General features: G+C 69.4%; 25 protein-coding genes, 2 tRNA genes and 1 riboswitch. Of the genes, 19 read left to right on the top strand and 8 right to left on the bottom strand.

Going from position 1 to position 21,076, the window contains the following annotated elements; translation table 11 throughout:
* The first annotated feature begins 9 nt into the window (after nucleotides 1-9).
* The 6 genes from BJQ95_RS11100 to BJQ95_RS11075 are packed head-to-tail and all read left to right on the top strand — an operon-like array spanning nucleotide 10 to nucleotide 6,275.
* Nucleotides 10-1,446: an alpha/beta hydrolase gene (locus BJQ95_RS11100; protein ID WP_256041354.1), complete on the top strand. Its 1,437-nt coding sequence runs from the start codon at nucleotides 10-12 to the stop codon at nucleotides 1,444-1,446.
* Between the two features lie 36 nt (nucleotides 1,447-1,482).
* On the top strand, nucleotides 1,483-1,779 hold the full coding sequence (gene gatC, locus BJQ95_RS11095) for an Asp-tRNA(Asn)/Glu-tRNA(Gln) amidotransferase subunit GatC (RefSeq protein ID WP_130178782.1): 297 nt from the start codon (nucleotides 1,483-1,485) through the stop codon (nucleotides 1,777-1,779).
* A 5-nt stretch (nucleotides 1,780-1,784) separates the two neighbouring features.
* Nucleotides 1,785-3,332, top strand: a complete 1,548-nt coding sequence (gene gatA, locus BJQ95_RS11090; RefSeq protein ID WP_130178783.1) for an Asp-tRNA(Asn)/Glu-tRNA(Gln) amidotransferase subunit GatA — start codon at nucleotides 1,785-1,787, stop codon at nucleotides 3,330-3,332.
* Nucleotides 3,332-4,852 (top strand): Asp-tRNA(Asn)/Glu-tRNA(Gln) amidotransferase subunit GatB, encoded by a 1,521-nt coding sequence (gatB, locus tag BJQ95_RS11085; protein ID WP_130178784.1) that lies wholly within the window; start codon nucleotides 3,332-3,334, stop codon nucleotides 4,850-4,852. Before gatA ends, gatB begins: the two co-directional genes overlap by 1 nt.
* Nucleotides 4,852-5,169, top strand: coding sequence for a hypothetical protein (locus tag BJQ95_RS11080; RefSeq protein ID WP_130178785.1), 318 nt, complete (start codon nucleotides 4,852-4,854; stop codon nucleotides 5,167-5,169). The genes gatB and BJQ95_RS11080 overlap by 1 nt, the downstream gene beginning before the upstream one ends.
* Nucleotides 5,166-6,275: a VIT1/CCC1 transporter family protein gene (locus BJQ95_RS11075; protein ID WP_240694882.1), complete on the top strand. Its 1,110-nt coding sequence runs from the start codon at nucleotides 5,166-5,168 to the stop codon at nucleotides 6,273-6,275. Before BJQ95_RS11080 ends, BJQ95_RS11075 begins: the two co-directional genes overlap by 4 nt.
* Before the next feature lie 94 nt (nucleotides 6,276-6,369).
* Here BJQ95_RS11075 and BJQ95_RS11070 read toward each other — a convergent pair whose 3' ends face one another.
* Nucleotides 6,370-7,044 (bottom strand): TIGR03086 family metal-binding protein, encoded by a 675-nt coding sequence (locus BJQ95_RS11070; protein WP_130178786.1) that lies wholly within the window; start codon nucleotides 7,042-7,044, stop codon nucleotides 6,370-6,372.
* 276 nt (nucleotides 7,045-7,320) lie between these two features.
* Between BJQ95_RS11070 and BJQ95_RS11065 the strand changes: the two genes are divergently transcribed.
* From BJQ95_RS11065 to BJQ95_RS11025, 9 genes are all read left to right on the top strand, one after another.
* A complete protein-coding gene (locus BJQ95_RS11065; protein ID WP_130178787.1) occupies nucleotides 7,321-8,319 on the top strand; it encodes an LLM class flavin-dependent oxidoreductase in 999 nt (332 codons plus the stop codon).
* A 27-nt stretch (nucleotides 8,320-8,346) separates the two neighbouring features.
* Entirely contained in the window at nucleotides 8,347-8,967 is a 621-nt protein-coding gene (locus tag BJQ95_RS11060) for a hypothetical protein (RefSeq protein ID WP_130178788.1), read from the top strand.
* Between the two features lie 85 nt (nucleotides 8,968-9,052).
* Nucleotides 9,053-10,321, top strand: a complete 1,269-nt coding sequence (dinB, locus tag BJQ95_RS11055) for a DNA polymerase IV (protein ID WP_130178789.1) — start codon at nucleotides 9,053-9,055, stop codon at nucleotides 10,319-10,321.
* A 9-nt stretch (nucleotides 10,322-10,330) separates the two neighbouring features.
* Nucleotides 10,331-10,657, top strand: a complete 327-nt coding sequence (locus tag BJQ95_RS11050) for a hypothetical protein (protein ID WP_130178790.1) — start codon at nucleotides 10,331-10,333, stop codon at nucleotides 10,655-10,657.
* Nucleotides 10,658-10,738: 81 nt separating this feature from the next.
* A riboswitch (TPP riboswitch) is annotated at nucleotides 10,739-10,848 on the top strand.
* 32 nt (nucleotides 10,849-10,880) lie between these two features.
* Nucleotides 10,881-11,549, top strand: a complete 669-nt coding sequence (locus tag BJQ95_RS11045) for an ECF transporter S component (RefSeq protein WP_205750209.1) — start codon at nucleotides 10,881-10,883, stop codon at nucleotides 11,547-11,549.
* The gene (locus BJQ95_RS11040; RefSeq protein WP_205750210.1) at nucleotides 11,546-13,093 is read left to right on the top strand and encodes an ABC transporter ATP-binding protein; all 1,548 of its coding nucleotides are present in this window, start codon (nucleotides 11,546-11,548) and stop codon (nucleotides 13,091-13,093) included. The genes BJQ95_RS11045 and BJQ95_RS11040 overlap by 4 nt, the downstream gene beginning before the upstream one ends.
* Nucleotides 13,090-13,884, top strand: coding sequence for an energy-coupling factor transporter transmembrane protein EcfT (locus BJQ95_RS11035; RefSeq protein WP_130178792.1), 795 nt, complete (start codon nucleotides 13,090-13,092; stop codon nucleotides 13,882-13,884). Before BJQ95_RS11040 ends, BJQ95_RS11035 begins: the two co-directional genes overlap by 4 nt.
* Nucleotides 13,871-14,476, top strand: a complete 606-nt coding sequence (locus BJQ95_RS11030; protein WP_240694883.1) for an ATP-binding protein — start codon at nucleotides 13,871-13,873, stop codon at nucleotides 14,474-14,476. Before BJQ95_RS11035 ends, BJQ95_RS11030 begins: the two co-directional genes overlap by 14 nt.
* Nucleotides 14,477-14,528: 52 nt before the next feature.
* Nucleotides 14,529-14,789 carry a hypothetical protein gene (locus tag BJQ95_RS11025; protein ID WP_130178793.1) on the top strand — a complete coding sequence of 87 codons (261 nt, stop codon included), beginning with the start codon at nucleotides 14,529-14,531 and terminating at the stop codon, nucleotides 14,787-14,789.
* A 24-nt stretch (nucleotides 14,790-14,813) separates the two neighbouring features.
* On the opposite strand, the gene BJQ95_RS11020 is transcribed toward BJQ95_RS11025, so the two are convergent.
* The 4 genes from BJQ95_RS11020 to orn form a co-directional block, all read right to left on the bottom strand.
* Nucleotides 14,814-16,121: a D-alanyl-D-alanine carboxypeptidase family protein gene (locus BJQ95_RS11020; protein ID WP_130178794.1), complete on the bottom strand. Its 1,308-nt coding sequence runs from the start codon at nucleotides 16,119-16,121 to the stop codon at nucleotides 14,814-14,816.
* A gap of 22 nt (nucleotides 16,122-16,143) precedes the next feature.
* On the bottom strand, nucleotides 16,144-16,494 hold the full coding sequence (locus BJQ95_RS11015) for a metallopeptidase family protein (RefSeq protein WP_130178795.1): 351 nt from the start codon (nucleotides 16,492-16,494) through the stop codon (nucleotides 16,144-16,146).
* Between the two features lie 67 nt (nucleotides 16,495-16,561).
* Nucleotides 16,562-16,637: transfer RNA gene (locus BJQ95_RS11010), tRNA-His, on the bottom strand.
* A gap of 46 nt (nucleotides 16,638-16,683) precedes the next feature.
* Nucleotides 16,684-17,304, bottom strand: a complete 621-nt coding sequence (gene orn / locus BJQ95_RS11005) for an oligoribonuclease (protein WP_130178796.1) — start codon at nucleotides 17,302-17,304, stop codon at nucleotides 16,684-16,686.
* 87 nt (nucleotides 17,305-17,391) lie between these two features.
* On the opposite strand from orn, the gene BJQ95_RS11000 reads away from it, so the two are divergent.
* From BJQ95_RS11000 to nadE, 4 genes are all read left to right on the top strand, one after another.
* On the top strand, nucleotides 17,392-17,610 hold the full coding sequence (locus BJQ95_RS11000; protein WP_130178797.1) for an SCO4848 family membrane protein: 219 nt from the start codon (nucleotides 17,392-17,394) through the stop codon (nucleotides 17,608-17,610).
* 8 nt (nucleotides 17,611-17,618) lie between these two features.
* Nucleotides 17,619-17,879: a thioredoxin domain-containing protein gene (locus BJQ95_RS10995; RefSeq protein WP_130178798.1), complete on the top strand. Its 261-nt coding sequence runs from the start codon at nucleotides 17,619-17,621 to the stop codon at nucleotides 17,877-17,879.
* Between the two features lie 54 nt (nucleotides 17,880-17,933).
* Nucleotides 17,934-18,006: transfer RNA gene (locus tag BJQ95_RS10990), tRNA-Arg, on the top strand.
* Nucleotides 18,007-18,128: 122 nt separating this feature from the next.
* A complete protein-coding gene (gene nadE / locus BJQ95_RS10985) occupies nucleotides 18,129-18,950 on the top strand; it encodes an ammonia-dependent NAD(+) synthetase (protein ID WP_130178799.1) in 822 nt (273 codons plus the stop codon).
* Nucleotides 18,951-19,039: 89 nt separating this feature from the next.
* Here nadE and BJQ95_RS10980 read toward each other — a convergent pair whose 3' ends face one another.
* The 3 genes from BJQ95_RS10980 to BJQ95_RS10970 form a co-directional block, all read right to left on the bottom strand.
* Nucleotides 19,040-19,777, bottom strand: coding sequence for a hypothetical protein (locus BJQ95_RS10980; protein ID WP_130178800.1), 738 nt, complete (start codon nucleotides 19,775-19,777; stop codon nucleotides 19,040-19,042).
* Between the two features lie 90 nt (nucleotides 19,778-19,867).
* A complete protein-coding gene (locus BJQ95_RS10975) occupies nucleotides 19,868-20,689 on the bottom strand; it encodes an EI24 domain-containing protein (RefSeq protein WP_165385009.1) in 822 nt (273 codons plus the stop codon).
* Between the two features lie 31 nt (nucleotides 20,690-20,720).
* Nucleotides 20,721-21,002, bottom strand: a complete 282-nt coding sequence (locus BJQ95_RS10970; RefSeq protein WP_130178802.1) for a hypothetical protein — start codon at nucleotides 21,000-21,002, stop codon at nucleotides 20,721-20,723.
* Nucleotides 21,003-21,076 lie beyond the last annotated feature (74 nt).

Genomic DNA, 21,076 nt, shown 5'->3' with positions numbered 1-21,076 from the left:
GCTGCACTGGTGACAGCCTCGCTTGCCCTGGCCGGGCTGAGCGGGCCCGTTTCCATACCCGAATACACCCAGATCAGCGTGCACCAGACCGTGTCCACCCGGGTCTCGGACCGTCAAGGTGATGTGGGCGCCTCGCCGGCGTGGACCCAGCTCGAGGTGCAGGCCGCCGCCGTCGACATCGACGCCGCCAAATTGCGCACCATGGCCGGGTCGAACCTACTCGTGGGCATGTCCCACCTCGGCCTGGCCGACCTGGCCGGATTCGCCGCCGAATACCCCGCCCACATCGACACGTTGCTGGCAGCCCCGCCCGAAGCCGGCATGGTGTCGGCCTGGTGGACGCTGCTGGATGCCACCCAGCGGGCCACCCTCGCCGCCGCGACACCGCGATTGGTAGGAAACCTCGACGGTGTGCCGCTGGCCCAGCGCAGCCGCGCCAACGAGAACTACCTGCGCGAATCCTTCGCCGAGGCCAATCGGGCCCTCGACGGCCACCTGTCGGATGCCGAGGCAAACCGGCAGACCCGTCTGGTCGCCATGCTCACCCAGGTATCTCTGGCGCTGCACCCCAGCGACGGCGGGCCCAAGCGCAGCCTGATCCTGCTCGACACGTCGGGGTCCGGCCGGGCGGCCATCGCCCTGGGCAACCCGGACACCGCCGACTACATCGGCTACCTGGTGCCGGGAATGAACTACCAGGTCGAGCCGCAGATGGTGAACTGGACCACAGTGGCCGACGACGTCTACCGCGAAGAAGTGGCCGTGTTGGCCGTCCGCGACGGCGCGCCCGCGACCTCCGAGCCCCCCACAGCCCAGACCGCATCCGTCCACGCGCCCGTCACGGCCGCCGGGAGCACCCCGGTCAGGCTCGTAACAGGGTACCCGGATGCTGCGGCGACCCGCGCCAAGACCATCGCCACGATCGCCTGGATCGGCTACGAAGCGCCTGACCTGTTCTCCGTCGGCGGGCGTGACCGGGCCGTGGCCGGGGCCGGCTTCCTTGAAACCTCGTGGGCGGGTGTGCGCGCCAGCAGGGGCGGCGACCAGCCCTTCATCTCGGTGTTCGCGCACTCCTACGGCTCGACGGTGTCGCTCATGGCGCTGGCCAACGGTTCGGTGGAAGTCGACGCTCTCGTTGTCGTCGGCTCGCCCGGCAGCGAGATCCAGTCCACCGACCGGCTCAAGGTCGCAGGCGGGAACGTCTTCGTCGGCAAGGCCGACTGGGACCCCGCCGTGAACTCGGCGTTTTTCGGCAGCGATCCCGGCGCGTCTTCCTACGGCGCCAAGGCCCTCGGCGTGAGCGGCGCGGCCGACGCTGTGACCGGTGACTGGCTCGACGGATCCATCGGCCACAACGACTATTTCAAGCCCGGAAGCGAGTCTCTGCACAACATGGCGCTGATCGGCACCGACAACGCGGACCTGGCCACCGACGGCATTGAATAGAATTGAGGCTTCCGCTTCGATTTTCTTGGGAGTTTCATGTCTGAAATCACGGCCGAGCAGGTTGCCCATCTGGCGAACCTCGCCCGGATCGACCTCAGCTCGGCAGAAATCGATCGCCTCACGGTCGAGCTCGGCCAGATCGTCGACTCTGTCGCCAAGGTCGCCGAGGTCGCCACGCCCGACGTTCCCGCGACCAGCCACCCGATGCCGCTGACCAATGTGTTCCGCGACGACGTCGTCGTGCCCTCGCTCACCGTCGACCAGGCCCTGTCCGGCGCCCCCGACCGTGCCGGCGACAAATTCCGCGTGCCCGCCATCCTGGACGAGGAGTAACCCAAGTGACCAACCTCATCAACCGGACCGCCGCCGCCCTGGCCGGCCTGCTCGTCGACGGCTCGGTCAGCTCCGTCGACGTCACCCGCGCGCACCTGGACCACATCGACGCCGTCGACCCTGACGTGCACGCGTTCCTGCACGTGGCCCGCGATGCCGCCCTCGCCACCGCCGCCCGGGTCGACGCCCGCCGCGCCGCCGGCGAGAAGCTCGGCCCCCTGGCCGGTGTGCCCATCGCCATCAAGGACGTGCTCGCCACTCACGACATGCCCACCACCTCCGGATCCAGGATCCTCGAGGGCTGGATTCCGCCGTATGACGCCACCGTGGTCCGCCGCATCCGCGACGCCGACCTGATCCCGCTGGGCAAGACCAACATGGACGAGTTCGCGATGGGCTCCTCCACCGAGCACTCCGCCTACGGCCCTACCCACAACCCGTGGGACCTCGACCGGATCCCCGGCGGCTCAGGCGGTGGCTCCGCGGCCGCCGTCGCCGCGTTCGAGGCGCCGCTGGCGCTCGGCAGCGATACCGGCGGCTCGATTCGCCAGCCCGCCGCCGTCACCGGCTCCGTCGGCGTCAAACCCACCTACGGCGGGGTGTCCCGCTACGGTGCGATCGCGCTGGCCTCCTCGCTCGACCAGGTCGGCCCGGTCACCCGCACCGTTCTCGACGCGGCTCTGCTGCACGACGTGATCGGCGGGCACGACCCGCTCGATTCCACGTCGCTGACGGATGCCTGGCCGTCGATGGCCGCCGCCGCTCAGGCGGGCCTGAAGGACGGCGCCCTCACGGGCGTGCGGATCGGCGTGATCAAGGAACTCAACGGCGCGGGCTTCCAGGCCGGTGTCACTCAGCGCTTCGAAGAAACCCTGGCCCTGCTCTCCGCCGCCGGCGCCATCGTCAGCGAGGTGAGCGCCCCGAACTTCGAGTACGCGGTCTCCGCCTACTACCTGATCCTGCCCGCAGAGGCGTCCAGCAACCTGGCCCGCTTCGACTCCGTGCGCTTCGGCCTCAGGGTCAACCCCGAAGACGGCCCGCTCACCAGCGAGCGTGTCATGGCCGCCACCCGCGACGCCGGATTCGGTGACGAGGTCAAACGCCGCATCATCCTCGGCACCTACGCCCTCAGCGCCGGCTACTACGACGCCTACTACGGCAGCGCCCAGAAGGTGCGCACGCTCATCCAACGCGACTTCACCGCCGCGTTCGACAAGGTCGACCTGCTCGTCTCGCCCACGGCGCCCACCACGGCGTTCAAGTTCGGCGAGAAGATGGACGACCCGATGGCGATGTACCTGAACGACATCACCACCATCCCGGCCAACCTCGCCGGCATCCCCGGCATGAGCCTGCCGATGGGCCTCGCCCCGGAGGACGGCCTGCCGGTCGGCCTGCAGGTGATGGCGCCCGCCCGCGCGGATGCCCGCCTGTACACCTTCGGCGCCGCCGTCGAGCAGCTGCTCGAGGCGCACTGGGGGCACACCCTACTCAGCCGGGCGCCCGCGCTGGCCAACACCGAAATGTTCGCAACCGAAGGGGGAGCCGTCTAATGAAGAAAGCCGAATTGATGGACTACGACAAGGCCCTCGAACTGTTCGAGCCGGTGCTCGGCTTCGAGGTGCACGTCGAACTCAACACCAAGACCAAGATGTTCTGCGGCTGCGCCAACGAATTCGGCTCAGGGGCCAACACCAACACCTGCCCCACCTGCCTGGGTCTGCCCGGCGGGTTGCCGCAGGTGAACCGTCAGGCCATCGAGTCCTCCATCCGCTTAGGGCTGGCCCTCGGCTGCGAGATCGCGGAGACCAGCCGGTTCGCCCGCAAAAACTACTTCTACCCCGACACGGCGAAGAACTTCCAGACCTCGCAGTACGACGAACCGATCGCGTTCAACGGCCAGCTCACCATCGAGCTGGAAAGCGGCCGTCAGGTCACCGTGGACATCGAGCGCGCGCACATGGAGGACGACGCCGGCAAGCTCACCCACATGGGCGGCGCGGCCGGACGCATCCAGGGCGCCGACTACTCGCTGGTGGACTACAACCGCGGCGGCGTGCCGCTGGTGGAGATCGTCACCCAGATGATCGAGGGCGCAGAGGCCGACGCCCCGGAGATCGGCAAGACCTACGTCGCCGCCATCCGTGAAATCGTCAAGGCGCTCGGCGTCTCCAACGCGCGGATGGAAGAGGGCAACGTGCGCTGCGACGCCAACGTGTCGCTCCGCCCGCGCGGCTCCGACATCCTGGGCACCCGCACCGAGACCAAGAACGTCAACTCGCTGCGCAGCGTCGAACGTGCCGTGCGCTACGAGATCCAGCGCCAGGCGGCGCTGCTGACCGCGGGCGGCACCATCACGCAGGAGACCCGGCACTGGCACGAGGACACCGGCACCACCTCCGCGGGTCGGCCCAAGAGCGACGCCGACGACTACCGTTACTTCCCCGAGCCCGACCTGGTACCCGTCGCCCCGTCGCGCGCCTGGGTCGAAGAGCTGCGCGCCACCCTGCCCGAGCCGCCCGCGGCCCGCCGCAAGCGCCTGCAGGCCGACTGGGGCTTCGTGAACCTCGAGTTCCAGGACGTCGTCAACTCCGACCTCCTCGACGTCATGGAGGCCACCATCGCCGCCGGCGCGCCCGCTCAGGCCGCCCGCAAGTGGTGGACCGGCGAGATCGCCCGCTTGGCCAACGCCGCCGGCGTCACCGCCGAGAGCCTCGTGACGCCGGCGCAGGTCGCCGCGCTGATCGCCCTGATCACCGACGGCACCCTCACCGACCGCCTGGCCCGCCAGGTGCTCGAGGGTGTCATCGCCGGCGAGGGCACGCCCAGCGAGGTCGTCGCCAGCCGCGGCCTGGCCGTGGTCAGCGACGACGGCCCCCTGATCGCGGCCATCGACGAGGCCCTGGCGTCCCAGCCCGACGTGCTCGCGAAGATCCGAGACGGCAAGGTGCAGGCCGCCGGTGCCGTCATCGGCGCGGTCATGAAGGCCATGCGCGGCCAGGCGGATGCGGCCCGGGTGCGCGAGCTCGTGCTCGAACGCGCCGGCAGTGCCCCAGCGGAGCCGGCAGAATAATGGCCCTCTTCAAGCGCCGCCAGGCTGACGCGCCGGCAGCCGCGCCCACGGGTGTGGCTGGCGCATTCGGCGTCGGGATGCAGGTGGTGGTGCGACTGGACCGCAGCCGCTACCCCGACTCGCTGGTGGAGGACCCGATCGGAGTCATCACCGCGCCCGGTGAGCTGGTCGGTTCGGCGCTCTACGCCCCCGTCGTGGGCAAGGAAGCGGTGTGGGTGGTGCACTTCGAGGAACCGTTCTACGGTCTCGACGGCACGGGCCCGCACGAATCGGCACGCGTGTCGCAGGGTTCGCTTGAGGCAGCTCCGGAGTCGTGATCGCCGTGGCCGACCTCACCCAGCCCGCCGAGGCAGACATCCGTCGGTGGCGGCGGTACCTGGCCGATGAACAGGCCGAAGCCGCCGTCTACCGGGACCTGGCCGGCCGGCGAAGCGGCGAGGAACGCGAGATCCTCCTCGCCCTCGCCGACGCCGAGGGCCGGCACGAAGCACACTGGCGGGCACTGCTGGGCGACAGGGTCGGAGCGCCCCGGAAGGGCGCACTGCGCACCCGGGTCCTTGGGCTGCTGGCGCGCCGGTTCGGTTCGGTCTTCGTGCTCGCCCTCGCCCAGCGCGCCGAGGCCAGATCGCCCTACGACGGCGACGCCGACGCCACCAGCGCCATGGCCGCCGACGAGCGCATTCACGAGGAGGTCGTGCGCGGGCTCGCCGCTCGCGGTCGCCAGCGCCTGTCCGGCACGTTCCGGGCTGCGGTGTTCGGCGTCAACGACGGCCTGGTGAGCAACCTCGCCTTGGTGCTGGGCATCGGAGCCACCGGTGTACCCACCGCCACCATCCTCTTCACCGGCATCGCCGGTCTTCTCGCCGGCGCCCTGTCGATGGGCGCGGGGGAGTATGTGTCGGTGCGCTCGCAACGAGAACTCCTGGAGGCATCCACCCCGAACCCGGCCACCCGGAGCGTGCTCTCGCACCTGGACGAGGCGGCCAACGAGCTGACCCTGGTGTACCGCGCCCAGGGCATGACGCCCGAGGAAGCCGAGGTGCACGCCCGGGAGGTGCTGAGCACCGTGGCCATGGCCACCGGCGCCCTGGATGTGAGTCGGCTGAACGCGTCGGCCGCACCCGCCATCGACGAGCACGAGGCCATCGGCACCGGGGCGGGCGCCGCGATCTCCAGCTTCTGCTTCTTCGCCTCCGGGGCGTTGCTGCCGGTGCTGCCCTACCTGTTCGGCATGCAGGGTGTCGCCGCGATCGTCGTCGCCGCCGTGCTCGTGGGCCTGGCGCTTCTGGCCACCGGCGCGGTCGTCGGGCTGCTCTCCGGCGGGCCGCCGCTCAAGAGGGCACTGCGCCAGCTCGTGATCGGCTTCGGCGCCGCCGGGGTGACCTACCTGCTCGGCCTACTCTTCGGCACCACGATCGCGTAACAGCAGCGCCCGGCCGGCCCTTCTGGCCGGAATTGTTTCCGATGCGGACAACTGGTCCCGGTGCGCCGGGTGCACTTGTCCGCATGAGCAACAGTTAGTCCAGGCGGCGGTCGTCGCGGCCGGTCAAGGCCAGCAGCCGGGACTGCAGCGGTGCATCCTCGGGCATCGGAACCGGGGAATCGAACAGGCCGCTGGCCTCCAGTGCGTCCCGTTGCGGTTCGAACACCGTCCAGACGGCGGCCACCAACGCGTCGTCCAGGACCTCGTCGGCTGCGGTGGCCCTGGCCAGGTCCCAGGAATGGATCGTCACGTCGGACACCTGCTCGCGCAGGTAGTCCAGCACCGTGACGGTGTCGTAGGAGAGCTGCACCGACGCATCCGCGGGAGCCGCCTGCCAGGCCGCCGTGGCGAGCGAGGAGTGCGTGTGCCATTCGGCGGCGAGGTCGTCGCCCAGTGGATCGACCCGGCGCCTGGCCTGGTCCAGGGTCAACCCGGCCAGCAGCGGCGGGATCCACTGCTGCTCGTGGACGACGTGGCGGACCAGGTCGCCCACGGTCCATTCCTTGTCCGGGGTCGGCGCGTTCCAGTCGTCGACGGCGGCGATGCGGCGTGCGAACTCGCGGTGGGCCTGTTTCTGCAGGGTGTACCAGTCGACCTGCGGGGCTGAGTCCGTCGAATCGGCGGGCAGTGCCGTGTCTGTTGTCGTGGTGCTGTCGGTCGGCGCGGTGGCGTGGGTGGTCACAGTGGGCTCACTTCGTTGATCGGTCATGCGGCATCCGCCCAGAGGGGAAAGGCCGGTGCTGGGTGCAACGACACCGGGCACCCCGGCATTCCGTGCCCGCGTCATTTGTCACTGGAGCCCGCCGAATCACTGTCCCCTTGCCTGGAGGTGTCCGGGGGGAGACCGGTTCGTCTCGCCCGTGCGAGAATTTCTGCAAAGAAGTCAGCTTCGATGTAGAAGCCAGCCAGAACCCAGCCAGAACCCAGCCGACCCCGCCGTCGGCCAGACCGAACGGGGTCCCCAGTGTCAGGTGCCATTGCCGTCATGCTTCCACGCGACCTGCCCGCCGCGCAGTTTGTGCCCTACGCCCGCCGGGCCGAAGAACTCGGTTTCGACGAGATCTGGGTGGTGGAGGACTGCTTCTTCCGCGGGGGAATCGCGCAGGCCGCCGTAGTGCTCGCCGCTTCATCGACCATCGTCGTGGGAATCGGGATCCTGCCCGCGGCCGCCCGCAATCCCTGCTTCGCGACCCTCGAGATCGCCACCCTCGCCGAGCTCTTCCCCGGGCGGCTGCAGGTTGGAATCGGACACGGCATGCCGGGCTGGATGCGGCAGACCGGCAGTTGGCCGGCCAGTCCGCTGGCCATGCTCGCCGAAAATATCGACCTGATGCGTGCCCTGCTGCGCGGAGCGAACGTCACGGCATCCGGCCGGTATACCCGGGCGGATGCCGTGGTCCTCGCCGCCGCCCCCGCCACTGTTCCGCCGATCCTGGCGGGCGTGCGGGGCCCGAAGTCCCTCGAGCTGGCCGGCGCCTGCGCGGACGGGGTGGTGTTGGCCGAACCCGTCACACCGGAATACCTCGCCGCCGCGATCGCCGCGTTGGATGCCGGCCGCGACGAGGCCGCCACCGATTTCGGGTTCCCGGACCTCCGACCGCCTCTGGCGAAACGACACGTCGTGGCCTACAACGCGGCCGCTGTCGACGAGGATCCCGCCGTGGCGCGCGCCCTCGTGCGTCCGGCATTGGAGTGGATCGGCGACCCCGATTGGGCCCCGCACATCCGGGTTCTGCCGTTCGCTGCGGAATTCGACGCTCTGCGAGCAACCAGCGCCAGCCGTGCGGACTTCGCGGCAGCGCTGCCCGAGCAGTGGGTCGACCAGCTGGCGGTGGTCGGCACCGCCGCATCCGCACGACGGCGCATCGACGAGCTGCACGCGGCGGGGGCCACGAGCGTGGTCCTCCTCCCGGCCGGCACCGACCCTGTGAAAGCGCTGGAGTCGCTGGCCACGGTCCTGTCGGTTCGCTCGGGTGCCGCCTAGGCTGGAGCAAACCAAAGGAGCAGACACATGGGATTCCTCGATCGCCTCCTGGGCCGACCCGAACAGCCGGAGCAGCCCCGCCGCGCGGCGGCGCCCCAGCGCACCGACGATGAGATCGCGGTGGAGCGCTACCGGTACCTTCTGCGCACGGCGCCGCCCGAAACCATCGAGCAGGTGCACACCGAGGCCTTCAGCAAGCTCACCGACGAGCAGCGCAACCTGCTCTTCCAACAGCTGACCGAGAACGCGATGGAGGGTGAACGCCCGGCCAACGCCGAACCGGCCACCCTCGCCAAGTCCGCCACCCGGGCCGAACTCCGCCAGCCGGGCACCCTGGACCGGGCGTTCGGCGGCGATCAGGCCGGCGGCCGTCAGGGTCCCGGCTTCGGCAGCATGCTCGGCGCTTCCCTGCTGGGCACCGTCGCCGGCTACGTCGTCGGCTCGGCCATCGTGGGCGCCTTCCTGCCCGATGCCGGCGGTGAGGCGGATGCATCCGGCGACTCCGGAGACACCGGCACGGACTCTGGCACCGACCCCGCCGCCGAGACCACGGCGGACTCCGGCGGCGATGTCGGCGGCGACTCCGGCGGCTGGGGCGACTTCGGCGGTGGTGGCGACTTCGGTGGCGGCGACTTCGGCGGGTTCTGACCGGCCGCACGCCGCACCAACCCTGTACTGTCGAAGGTAGCTTCGATTGGATTGCTGCCGGTTCGGCAGAAGGGCGTGGTGCGGCATGAGCAGGCAGGATGGCAGCGACCGGCAGACCACCGGTGCCGACGTCGACGACACCACCGCCACGATGCTGCACATCGACATGGATGCGTTCTTCGCGTCAGTGGAGCTGCTCGACCACCCCGAACTGGTGCACCTGCCCGTCGTCATCGGCCACCGCTCCGGCCGGTCCGTGGTGACCGCCGCCAACTACGTCGCCCGCAAGTACGGCGTCAACTCGGCCATGCCCATGGCCATCGCCCTGCGCCGTTGCCCGGCCGCGATCGTGCTCGAGCCGCACATGAGCCGGTACGCGGAGGTATCCCGCCAGGTGATGGGGATCTTCGGCGACATGACGCCGATGGTCGAACCGCTCAGCATCGACGAGGCGTTCCTGGACGTGACCGGTGCCCGGCGCCTGCACGGCTCGCCGGCCCAGATCGCCGAGAAGATCCGTGCGCGGGTCTTCGCCGAAACCGGGCTGACGTGCTCGGTCGGTGCCGCGTCGACCAAGTTCGTGGCCAAGCTGGCGTCCGGCCGGGCCAAGCCGGACGGCCTGCTGGTGATTCCCGCGGAGGACACCATCGCCTTCCTGCATCCGTTGCCCGTCGGCGCCCTGTGGGGCGTCGGCGCCACCACCGAACAGGCCCTGCTCGGGCTCGGGCTTCGGCAGGTGCGCGACATCGCGCACGCCCCGGTCGAGTTGTTGCAGCGTGCCGTGGGCGTCGCGGCCGCGCACAAGCTGCACGACCTGTCCTGGGGCATCGATCCGCGCAGGATCAACCTCGACCGCGACGAGAAGAGCATCGGTCACGAGGTCACCTTCGAGCACGACGTCACGGATGTGGCCCGGTTGCGGAGTGAACTCCTGCGCCAGTCCGACGCCGTGGCCGCGAAGCTCCGCGGTAACGGCCTGGTCGCGCGAACGGTGGTGCTCAAGCTGCGCTACGCCGATTTCAGTACGGTGACCCGCTCCCGCACCCTGAGCGAGGCAACCAATGTGGGGCGGCGGATCTACGAAGAGGTCGCCGCGAGTTTCGACGTGCTCGCCGCCCGGGGCATCCGGGTGCGCCTCATCGGGGTGCGTGCCGAGCAGCTCGGCACCGGTGACGGCGCCGGGATGGGCCTGTGGGACGATGACGACGACTGGCGCGAGGCCGAGCTGGCCGTGGACACCGTCACCGCCAGGTTCGGCCGGGGGATCGTGCGGCCGGCGTCGCAGCTGCGTGGCGGCAGTTCTCCGAAGCGTGACGTGCACCCCTTCGGGACACCGCAAGGGGAAGGGGAGTAGCCTCGCAGCATGACTAATCTCGCCTTGAAGCTCGCAGAAAACGCTCGAACCATCGGGGTCAGGTCGGCCTATGGGGATCCCGTGCAGATCGAGGGTGTCACCATCGTCCCGGTCGCCCTGGTGCAGTACGGATTCGGCGGTGGCGGTGAAGGCGACGAGTCCGCCGCGGCCGGCGGTGGCGGTGGAGGCATGGCCATCCCGATCGGCGCCTACGTGAAGTCCGGCGGGGCAGCGCGCTTCGAGCCGAACGTGATCTCGCTACTCGCCGTCGGCATCCCGTTCGTCTGGGTCTCCGGAAAGGCCATTGCCCGGATCATCCGCGCGCTCAAGCGCTAACGACGGCGGGCGCTTGGCGGCGCGACGACGTCGCGCAGCACCTCATCGCGCCCGGATGCGCCCGCAGGGTTCTATACTCGAATCGAACAACACGGGAGTCCGGTGAACCGGGCTGAGAGGAAGCTACTTCAGCTTCGACCGTCGAACCTGATCTGGATCATGCCAGCGCAGGGAGGCTTCTCAATCCCGTGCCCAGTATTCCTCTACGGAAAGGGCACGAACAGTGCGCGCATCAAACAACACCCTGTCTTCTCAGACTCCGACCCCCTCCACGTCGCGTAAACCGCGGGTGCTGAAATGGCGGGTCGTCGACATCGTCGTAGCCAGCGTCATCGGCGTCGCCAGCGGCGTGATCTTCTGGGCCTGGGGTCTGGCGTGGTCGCCGCTGAGCGCCCTGCTGGCCTTCACCCCCGGGCTCGAGGGGCTCCTGGCCGGCGGCTGGCTCTTCGCCGGCGTGCTCGGCGGGCTCATCATCCGCAAGCCTGGGGCCGCCGTGTACACCGAGGTGATCGCCGCCGTCGTGTCGATGCTTATCGGCACGCAGTGGGGCTTTTCCACCCTGATCTGGGGCGTGGTGGAGGGTCTGGGCGCCGAGCTCGTGCTGGCGCTGTTCTTCTACTCCAACTGGCGTCTGGGCGTGGCCCTGCTGGCCGGCGCCGGCGCCGGTGTCGCTGTCGGCCTGCTCGACACGACTTTCACGAGCTACGCGGCCCTCGACATCGGCTACAAGGCCGTCTACTTCGTCTCCGCCGTCGTCTCCGGCACCGTGCTGGCCGGGTTGCTGTCCTGGTTGGCGGTTCGCGGGCTCGCCCGCACCGGCGCGCTCAGCCGGTTCGCCGCCGGCCGTGAATCCGGCCCGACCGACCGGGCACTCAGCCAGCCCGCCCAGTGACCGGCGCCAGGGTCACGGCGTCCGGCTGGGGCTGGCGGCACGCCGGCCGGGCCAGGGCCGCGGTCTCCGGGCTGAACCTGGACATTCACCCGGGGGAGCGGGTGCTCGTGCTCGGGCCCAGCGGCGCAGGCAAGAGCACGCTGATGCACGCCCTGGCCGGCGTGCTCGGTGATGACGAGGATGGCGACGAGACCGGCGAGCTCCTCGTGGACGGCCGGCGGCCCGGCGCGTCCCGCGGCCGAGTGGGCCTGGTGCTGCAGGACCCGGATTCCCAGGTGGTGCTCGCCCGGGTGGGCGACGACGTCGCCTTCGGCTGCGAGAACCTGGCAGTGCCGCGCGCCGAGATCTGGCCGCGGGTCGGCCAGGCCCTCGCCGACGTGGGCCTGGACCTGCCGCTGCGACACCCGACCAGTGCCCTCAGCGGCGGCCAGAAGCAACGCCTGGCCCTCGCCGGCGTGCTGGCCATGCGCCCGGGCCTTGTGCTGCTCGACGAGCCCACCGCGAACCTCGATCCGGAGGGCGTGGTGGAGGTGCGGGACGCCGTGCTGCGCTCGGTGGCGGCAAACGGTGCGACCCTCATCGTGATCGAGCACCGTGTCGCCGTCTGGCAGCAGGTGGTCGACCGCATCATCGTGCTCGATCCGGCCGGAGGGATCCTGGCCGACGGGCCCACCGACGCTGTCCTCAGCGACCAAGGCGAGAGGCTGGCCGCCGCCGGGGTGTGGATTCCCAGGTTCCCGCCCGCACCGCCGGAGCGCCGGAATCGTTCCGGGCGCTCCGGGGCAGAGGTCCTGCTCCACGCCGAGGGTCTGTGCGTCGGGCGGGTGCCGTTCGCCCGCAAACGGGCAGTCGTCGTCGCGGGCGAGCTGAACCTGACCCTGGAATCCGGCACCGCCACCGCAGTCACCGGCCCGAACGGCACCGGCAAGTCGACCCTGGCACTCACCCTAGCCGGGCTCCTCGCCCCGGCGGGCGGGCATCTCGCCGCAGCGGAGGCGCTGGCCGCCGGACTCGGGCCGGCCCCACACCGCTGGCGCTCCCGGGACCTGCTCGAGCGCATCGGCACCGTCTTCCAAGACCCCGAACACCAGTTCCTCGCCGGCACGGTGCGGGGCGAGCTCGTCATCGGTCCCCGCGCCCTCGGCCTGGGGGTTGCCGCGCAGGCGGAGCGTGTGGACGCCCTGCTGCACCGGCTGCGCCTGGACCATCTGGCCGACGCGAACCCGTTCACCCTGTCCGGGGGTGAGAAACGCCGGCTGTCGGTCGCGACGGTGCTGGCCACCCGGCCCAAGCTGCTGGTGCTGGACGAACCCACCTTCGGGCAGGATTCCCGCACCTGGGCCGAACTGGTTCGTCTGCTGGCCGAGTTGCTCGACGACGGCACCGCGGTTCTGGCGGTCACGCACGACGAGCAGTTCGTGTCCGCACTGGCGGATGCGCGACTCACCCTGGTGTCCGGTCCCGGGCCGGCCGGCGGTCCCGGCGCTGCCACCGGCAGGTTGAGCAGCGGACTGCGCCGGCGCATCGGAACGGAGCCGTTATGAGCCTGATGACGCCGGAGATCCGGCCGAGTGCCATCGCCCAGGTGAACCCGGTGGCCAAACTCGCCGTGGCGCTGCTGATCAGCTGTGCCCTAATGCTATCAATCGACTGGGTGTCGGCCGCGGTGGCGCTTCTGCTCGAGGTCGTTCTGCTGGCCTGGTGCGGGCTGAGCGCCCGCCAGTTCTGGTTGCGCACCGCGCCGGTATGGATTGCCGCACCATTCGCCGTTCTCACCACAGTGCTCTACGGGCAGGACTCCGGCGCGGTGCTGTTCAGCGCCGGCTTCGTGTCGGTGACGGAGGGATCGGTGGCCCTGGCCCTCGCGATCGGGTTGCGGATCCTGGCCATCGGCATCCCCGGCATCGTACTGCTGGCCACCACCGACCCCACCGACCTCGGCGACGGCCTCGCGCAGGTGCTGCGACTGCCGGCCCGGTTCGTACTCGGCGCCCTGGCCGGTTTACGCCTGGTGGGCATGTTCATCGACGATTGGCACTCCCTCGCCCTGGCCCGGCGGGCCCGCGGCGTGGGCGACGGCGGCGGGCTGCGCGGCCGGGGCCGCCGGTTCGGCGGCCTCGCCTTCGCCCTGCTGGTGCTCTCGGTGCGACGCGGCAGCAAGCTCGCCACAGCGATGGAGGCCAGGGGCTTCGGCAGCGACCTCCCGCGCACCTGGGCCAGGGAATCGGTGTTCGGCCTGCGCGACGGCCTGGTCGTGGCCATCGGGGCCGTCATCGCCGCCACCGCGATCACGGCGGCCGTACTGGCGAGGACGTGGCATTTTGTGCTGGCCTGACCTGATCACTCCGGTCCTGATCACTCCGGTCCTGATCACCCCGGTCCTGGACGCCGTTCGGGCGCTGGGCCGCAATCCCGTCGGCGACCGGGCCGTGATCCTCATCGACGGCCCCAGCGGCGCGGGCAAGAGTACCCTCGCCGACGCGGTGCTGGCCGCCTGGCCGGGCCCGGTCCGACCGACACTGGTGCGCCTGGACGACGTCTACCCGGGTTGGGGCGGTCTGGACGCCGCCATCGACCAAATCGGCCGGTTGGTGCTTGGCGCCCGGCACGCGGGTCGGCCGGCGGCCTGGCAACGCTACGACTGGGCGGCTGCCGGCCCGGCCGAATGGCATGGCGTCGACCCCGGCCGTCCCCTCGTGATCGAGGGCTGCGGTGCCCTGGCCGAGGCACACGCCGCGCTGAGCGACGTGCGGGTGTGGCTGGATGCCGACGATGGCATCCGCAAACAGCGCGCGCTGGCCCGTGACGGCGGCGGGTTCGAAGCACACTGGGACCAGTGGCAGGGAGAGTGGGAGGCGTACCGCGACCGGGACCAGCCCGAGCGGTGGGCGACGGTGCGACTCACCGCCACGCCGCTGGGCTCGTAACGCTGCGCCGGCTTCTGCGGCGAAAGTGCTGCCGCCGCAGTAAGTTGGGGTCATGACTACCCCGCAGAGTGAGAACACCGAATACATCGTGGAGTTTGTGGACGGCCCGCTGGAGGGCCAGGCCGAAACCCGGGTGCTCCTGCACGGCGCGCACGACGCCCGGATCAGCATGGTCGCCGCCGTCGACAGCATGGAGTCACTGTTCTGGTACGACGAGGTCGACAACCGTGCGGTGCAGGGCAAGCTGCACGTGCGCTACGCCTTCGACTCCTCTGACAGCGACCCCGTCGAATCGAACGACGAACCGGACTGAACCCCGATTCCGGCTAAGCGGTGATCACCAGCTGTTGACCAGCGCGCTGATCACCGGGATGGGGTGCAGCAGGCGCCAGCCCGGCCCCGGATCGGTCAGCGTGCTATCCAGCTCCAGGGTGGACGAAACGCTCTCGCCGAACGCATCCACCGTGACCCGGCCGATCTTCGCTCCAGCCCGCCCGGTCGTGACATCGTCGAGGGTCACTTCGGCGTTGCCGTCAGCGGCGGCCTGCCAGCCGAACCGGGTCTTGGGCGTGCCGACGACGGCCCCGGCCGAATCGCCCCACGCCGTTGTGAGGGTCGCGTAGCCGTTGCCCTCAACCAGCACCGGCAACTCGGTCACCCCGGCCCGTGCCGACGCCATCAGCGCCATCAGGTCGGCCGTGAGGGTGTCGTAGTCCGGCTCACCCAGGAACGCGCCGGCGAAGGTGAAGGTCTTCTCCCCGGCGACCACTGTGGCGGTGAACAGGAAGCACACGCCGCCGGCGTCGGTGTAACTGCGGGAGATGCCGGTGATGCCTTCCTCCGGCAGGTAGGCCGTGGTGTTGTTCACGCCGCGCTGGCCGACCAGGGCGGATGCCGGCTGCTTGATGATGTCGGCGATCACGGGATTCGTGGCCGCGAGGGCCGCGACCCTGGCCAGGTCGGCGCCGGTGCCCGCGCTGCCGTCCGCCAAGCCGTTGGCGTCGACGACAGTGGTATCGGGCATACCGTTGGCCGCCAACCAGGCGTTGGCGGCGGTGAGGTAGTCGTCGACCGAGCCGAAGGCCCACCGGGCGAGGGTGTCGGCGTGGTTGTTGCTGGAGCCGAGGATCATGGCCTGCAACATTTCCCGCTCGGTCCAGCTCTCGCCGGGAAAGACGATCACGGTACGGGCATCCTCGGCGGTGTAGTCGAGGTAGTCCTGATAGTCGGCGGTGACCAGCGAGTAGGCCGGACCGGGCTCGCCGGCCTCGAGAGGTTTTGCGTCGAGCACGACGAGAGCCGTGATGATCTTCGCGGCGGATGCCATCGGCAGGGGGTCGCTGCCGCCGCCAAAGGCGATGGGGTCCACGCCCAGGGCCTTCGTCCCGGTGCCGACCGCGGCCGGATCCGCTGTGGCATTCTCACCGGTCGAAGCGTCCACGGGCGTCACGGCGAGGATGCCGCTGGTCCCGGCGGCGGGCAACACCGGGGTGGACGCGGCCACGGAAGCATCCGGCACGGTGAGGGCGACGGTGGCGTGGGGGAGCGGGCCGAGCAGGGTGGCGGGCCCGTACACCCCGATCATCAAGATGACGAGGGTTCCCACCGAAATGCCGATGACCCGGCCAGGTCGAAATCTACTCATGGTTCAGGGTAGCCGACCCCGGTCACGCCCAGCCCAGCTCGTGCAGCCTGTCGTCGTCAATGCCGTAGAAATGGGCGATCTCGTGAACGAGGGTCACGTGAACCTCGTCGCGCAGCTCGTCCAGGGTGTCGACGATGGCCAGCAGCGGCTCACGGAACACGATGATGCGGTCGGGCATCTCGCCGAAGCCGTATTGGCCGCGTTCGGTCAGAGCCACGCCGTCGTAGAGTCCCAGGGTGTCCAGGGTGCCGTTCTCGGGGCGGTCCTCCACCACGAAGATGACGTTGTCGAGGCCGTCCACCATGTCGTCGGGGAGCAGATCGAGTTCGTCTATGACGAGACGTTCGAAGTCGTCGTGGCTGAGCGTGAGCATCCACTCAGCATGACACGCGGCGAACGAAAAAGTCCCGGCCGCCTGCGGCCGGGACTTCTCGTTTCCTTGGGGTGAGTAACGGGGCTTGAACCCGCGACCTCCTGGACCACAACCAGGCGCTCTACCAGCTGAGCTATACCCACCAAGTGCCGCTCCACTCTCACGAGCGAAGGCAACTCAAGAATTCTATTACACGTTTGGGGTGAAGTTGTTCACCACGGCTGCCGCGTGCGATTTCGCTTCGGCACTTGTGGGTCCTGGATCGGCTACGAAAACGCTCTGGCGGTAGTAGGCGAGCTCACGAATCGACTCGAGGATGTCGGCGAGGGCGCGGTGGGCGCCGTCTTTCGCGGGCGCGTTGAAGTAGGCCCGCGGGAACCACCGGTGCGCGAGTTCCTTGATCGACGAGACATCGACGTTGCGGTAGTGCAGCTGCTTGTCCAGACGCGGCATGTACCGGGCCAGGAACGCCCGGTCGGTGCCGATGGAGTTGCCGGCCAGGGGAGCGCGCTGGTCTTCGGGAACAAAACGCAGCACGTACTCGAGCACCTGGTACTCGGCGTCTGCCACGCTCACGCCGTGGGGGATCTCCTCGATCAGTCCGGAGGAGGTGTGCATGTTGCGCACGAAGTCGCCCATGTTCTTGAGGGCCGAGGCGTCGGGCTTGATCACGATGTCGAGGCCGGGGTCGAGAATGTTGAGGTCGAAGTCGGTGACGACCACGGCAATCTCAACCAATTCGTCGTTGTTGATGTCGAGCCCGGTCATTTCACAGTCGATCCATACCAACCGGTCACTGCTATTTGTCATGGGGTGAGTCTAGCGTTGGCCCCGGACGGCCCACCCCGGGGCGTTCGCTGCTCACGCCGCCCGACCGGCGCTCGTAGACTGGCCCTGATGCTTACGACACTCGCCATCCTGCTGCTGCTCAATGCCGTCTGGAACGTTGTGGTCTGGCCACGCTTCTATAAGAGGGTCAGTCAGGATGCTCGGGCGCGGGATGCGTCCGGCAAGCCGACGTCGTTCCTGATCGTGCACGCCGTGCTGGTCGGGGTGTCGCTGCTACTGGCCGCCGTCTCGGCGGTAGTGGCCGTCATCGCACTGGTCAACGGCTAGGAGTCGGTATGGAACTCATCTTCTTCTCTTCGGCGTTCTGTGAGCCGTGCCTGCAGACCCGTGCCGTCCTGGCGGAGGTTGAACGGCTGGTGCCGGCGGCGACGGTGCGGGAACTCGACGTGGCGCACGACAACGCGGCAGCCGAGGCGGCGGGGATCCGCACCATCCCCACGATCATCGTGCACAACGCCGCCGGCGACGAGGTCTTCCGCGCCACCGGCGTGCCGACCCTCGCGCAGGTGCTCGTGGCCACGGCCAAAGCCCTGTAGGCGCGCCGACGCCCGGGTAGCCGTCCGGACTGCGGTATCGTTGAAGCGCTATGCGCCCCCGTAGCTCAGGGGATAGAGCAGGAGCCTTCTAATCTCTTTGTCGCAGGTTCGAATCCTGCCGGGGGCACAGCACAACCCCGCCGGATTGCCGGCGGGGTTGTTTCTTGCATTCGCACGGGTCCATACCGTTCCCAGGTGAGCGAGCGGATGTGCAGCCTGTCCCCAGCGACCACTTGATAGATTCGTCACATGCGAGAACTACAGCAGCAAATCATCCGGGAACTGCACGTGAGTGCGACCATCGACCCAGCCCTGGAGATCCGGCGCCGCGTGAGCTTCCTCAAGGACTACCTCCTCGCCAGCGGGGCACAGGGCCTGGTCCTCGGGATCAGCGGAGGGCAGGACTCCTCGCTGGCCGGGCGGCTGTGCCAGCTGGCCATCGAGGAGCTCACCGTCGAGGGCCACACCGTGCGCTTCATGCCCGTGCGACTGCCCTACGCCGTGCAGCGGGACGAGGATGACGCGCAGCTGGCCCTGGAATTCATCGCGCCAGAGGCGAACCTCACGTTCAACATCCAGCGAGCAGTCGACGGCTTCGAGGCCGAATTCGCTCAGAGCACCGGCACCCCGATGACCGACTTCGACAAGGGCAACGTCAAGGCCCGCGCCCGGATGATCGCGCAATATGCCATCGCCGGCGCCCATGGCCTGCTGGTGGTCGGAACCGACCACGCGGCAGAGGCGGTGACAGGGTTCTTCACCAAATACGGCGACGGCGGCGCGGATCTGCTCCCGCTGACCGGTCTCACCAAACGGCAGGGCCGGGCGCTGCTGATGGAACTCGGTGCTCCGGAGCAGCTCTACCTCAAGGCGCCCACGGCAGACCTCCTGGATGACACCCCCGGTCAGACCGATGAGGCGAACCTGGGGATGCAGTATGAGCACATCGACGACTTCCTCGAGGGCAAGGCCGTGGATGACCAGGTGGCCCAGGCCATTGAGCGCCGCTACTTGAGCACCGAGCACAAGCGTCAGGTGCCGGCATCCCTGTTCGACGACTGGTGGAAGTAGTCCGAAGACCCCGGCGGGTGACCTGCCGGTAGACAACAAACGCCGGCCCGCGAGAGCGGACCGGCGTTTCTGTTTCGAAAGCGTGAGGCTCAGGCCTTCGGTAGCGGCGCTGGGCGCACTTCCAGGGCCTGAACATCGTCGAGGAGACGCTGGGTCTCTGTTGACGGGGACGCGGTTGACGCAGATGCTGACGGGGGCGCTGCCGCGGGAACGTAGCCGAGCGGCTGGCCAGCCGACGCCCGCGCGGGAGGGGCGGGGGTCGCGAACTGGTCGTGGTGCTGCTGCGCCACCCAGGCGTCCTGCTCGGCGACGAGGTTCTTCTCGGTGGAGCTGTTCTGCGTCTTCCACCGGTCCAGGTCGGCCTGGAAGATCTTCCGGGCCCTGGACGGCTTCTTCTGCCAGTCGATGAGGCGGTCGCGGAACTCGACGAGCGCCGGCTCGAGCTGGTAGCCGAAGGTGGCCGAGGTGCGCTTGAGTTCGGCCAGCTGGTGGGCTGCCCAGTCCGCCGCGATGCTGGACCCCTTGATCGGCAACAGCCGGATCTGGATGTCGGCCATGCCGACGGCCCGGTCGTTCATCACCTGCTCCTGCGGGGTCAGCGAGTTCCAGACGGATGCCTCGGTCGCGGCATCCACGATCGATCCGATGGCCGCGGCCTTGAGCTCACGGTCGTGCTGGGCGAGCAGGCGCGCGATGGCACCGCGTGCGATCCAGGCCGCCAGGAGGCTGGCCACGATAATTGCGACGATCAGCGCGATGGCGCTGAAAATCACGGGCTGGTTCCTGGTCGCTGAGAGCCAGGTTACGAAATCATTCCACCACTGCATGTGCGGAAGGCTACCTCCTGGTCCGACGCATCGCCGGGAACCGTGACGGCGTGGCCGATACACGGTGTCAAACCGAGATGCGCCAGCCGGTCAGGCCGGTGCGGTGCCCTGGTCCTCGAGCGCGTCCCGACTGAGCATCGCCGCGCCGGCGACAGCCGCGGGCATGGTCACAACCGCCAGGAAAGGGACGAGAAACAAGAGATACGCCGCCGCGCCGAAGCCGACCGCGATTCCGCGTCGCATCCGCAAGGTCCGTCGACGTTCCCGCACCGTGAAACCGCGGGCGTCGAAGGCGAAGCCGGTGAGCTCGACCACCAGCAGCCAGCCGCCCAAGAGGGCGCCGAGCACGGCGACCAGGATGGGCCCCACGAGCGGAATGAAGCCGCTGGCCAGCAGCAGCAAGCCGACGCCGACGGCGGGCAGCAGGAGCCGAAGGCCGTCGCCGATGGCGCGGCCGAGCGATCGCCAGAAGCCCCGCTCCGGGGCGCTGGGCGGGTTGCCGAGGTCGGTTTCGACGGCGTGCCAGATCCGCTCGTAGAACGGGTCGCCCACCACCAGGGTGACCGCGGTGAACGTGTAGACGACGACCAATGCGGCGACCAGCACGAAGACCAGGGCGGCTGCTACCCGGGTCGTGAGCATCACTGGCTCGGCCCAGTCGTTGGCGAAGGGTGTCGCCCAGGTGACCAGAGCGTCGAGGTTGACGAGCAGCAGCACGATCCCGACGAGGTACACGGCGCCGACGGCGACCGCCGGCAGGGCGCCGAGCAGCATCAGCTTCGGCGAGGTGATCCACATGCCGAACCCGCGACCCAGGTAGAGCACCCCCGCGAGTAGATCGGGAACGAGCCCAGGCCGGGACCGGGCTGGCTGGGACCGGGCTGGCTGGGCGGGTGTCGGCTGGGGCAACATCGTTTCAGCGTAGCGGCGCGAGCGCCCGGCTTCAGCGGAAGCAGTCGGCCGCGTCATCGATGCGCCAGAAGGCACCGAGTTCGATGCGGCGGGTGGACATGACCAGACGCCGTGCCAGGTACCGCTCGCCGTCGGGATGTGTCTCGCGTTCGATGTGCCCCAGGACGGCCCCGGACCCGTCGACCACCCGCCACAGTCCGTCGCGCACGACTACCAGGCTCGGGCCGCTGGTCCACGCGGAGCCGCCGGCCCGTGCGGGCCGGGCGCCGTGAGCGATGGCCGTGGGTCGTACCGCCATGGTGAGAGTGGTCATGGTGTGCTCCAGACGAAAGGGCGGGCGCGGTTGCCGTTGGCCTCAGGGTAGAACCGGCCACCGACATCCGCGCC

The organism is Cryobacterium sp. SO1 (assembly GCF_004210215.2).
In the GTDB taxonomy this organism is placed as follows: Bacteria; Actinomycetota; Actinomycetes; order Actinomycetales; family Microbacteriaceae; genus Cryobacterium.
This window is presented reverse-complemented; position numbering and strand designations above follow the sequence as displayed.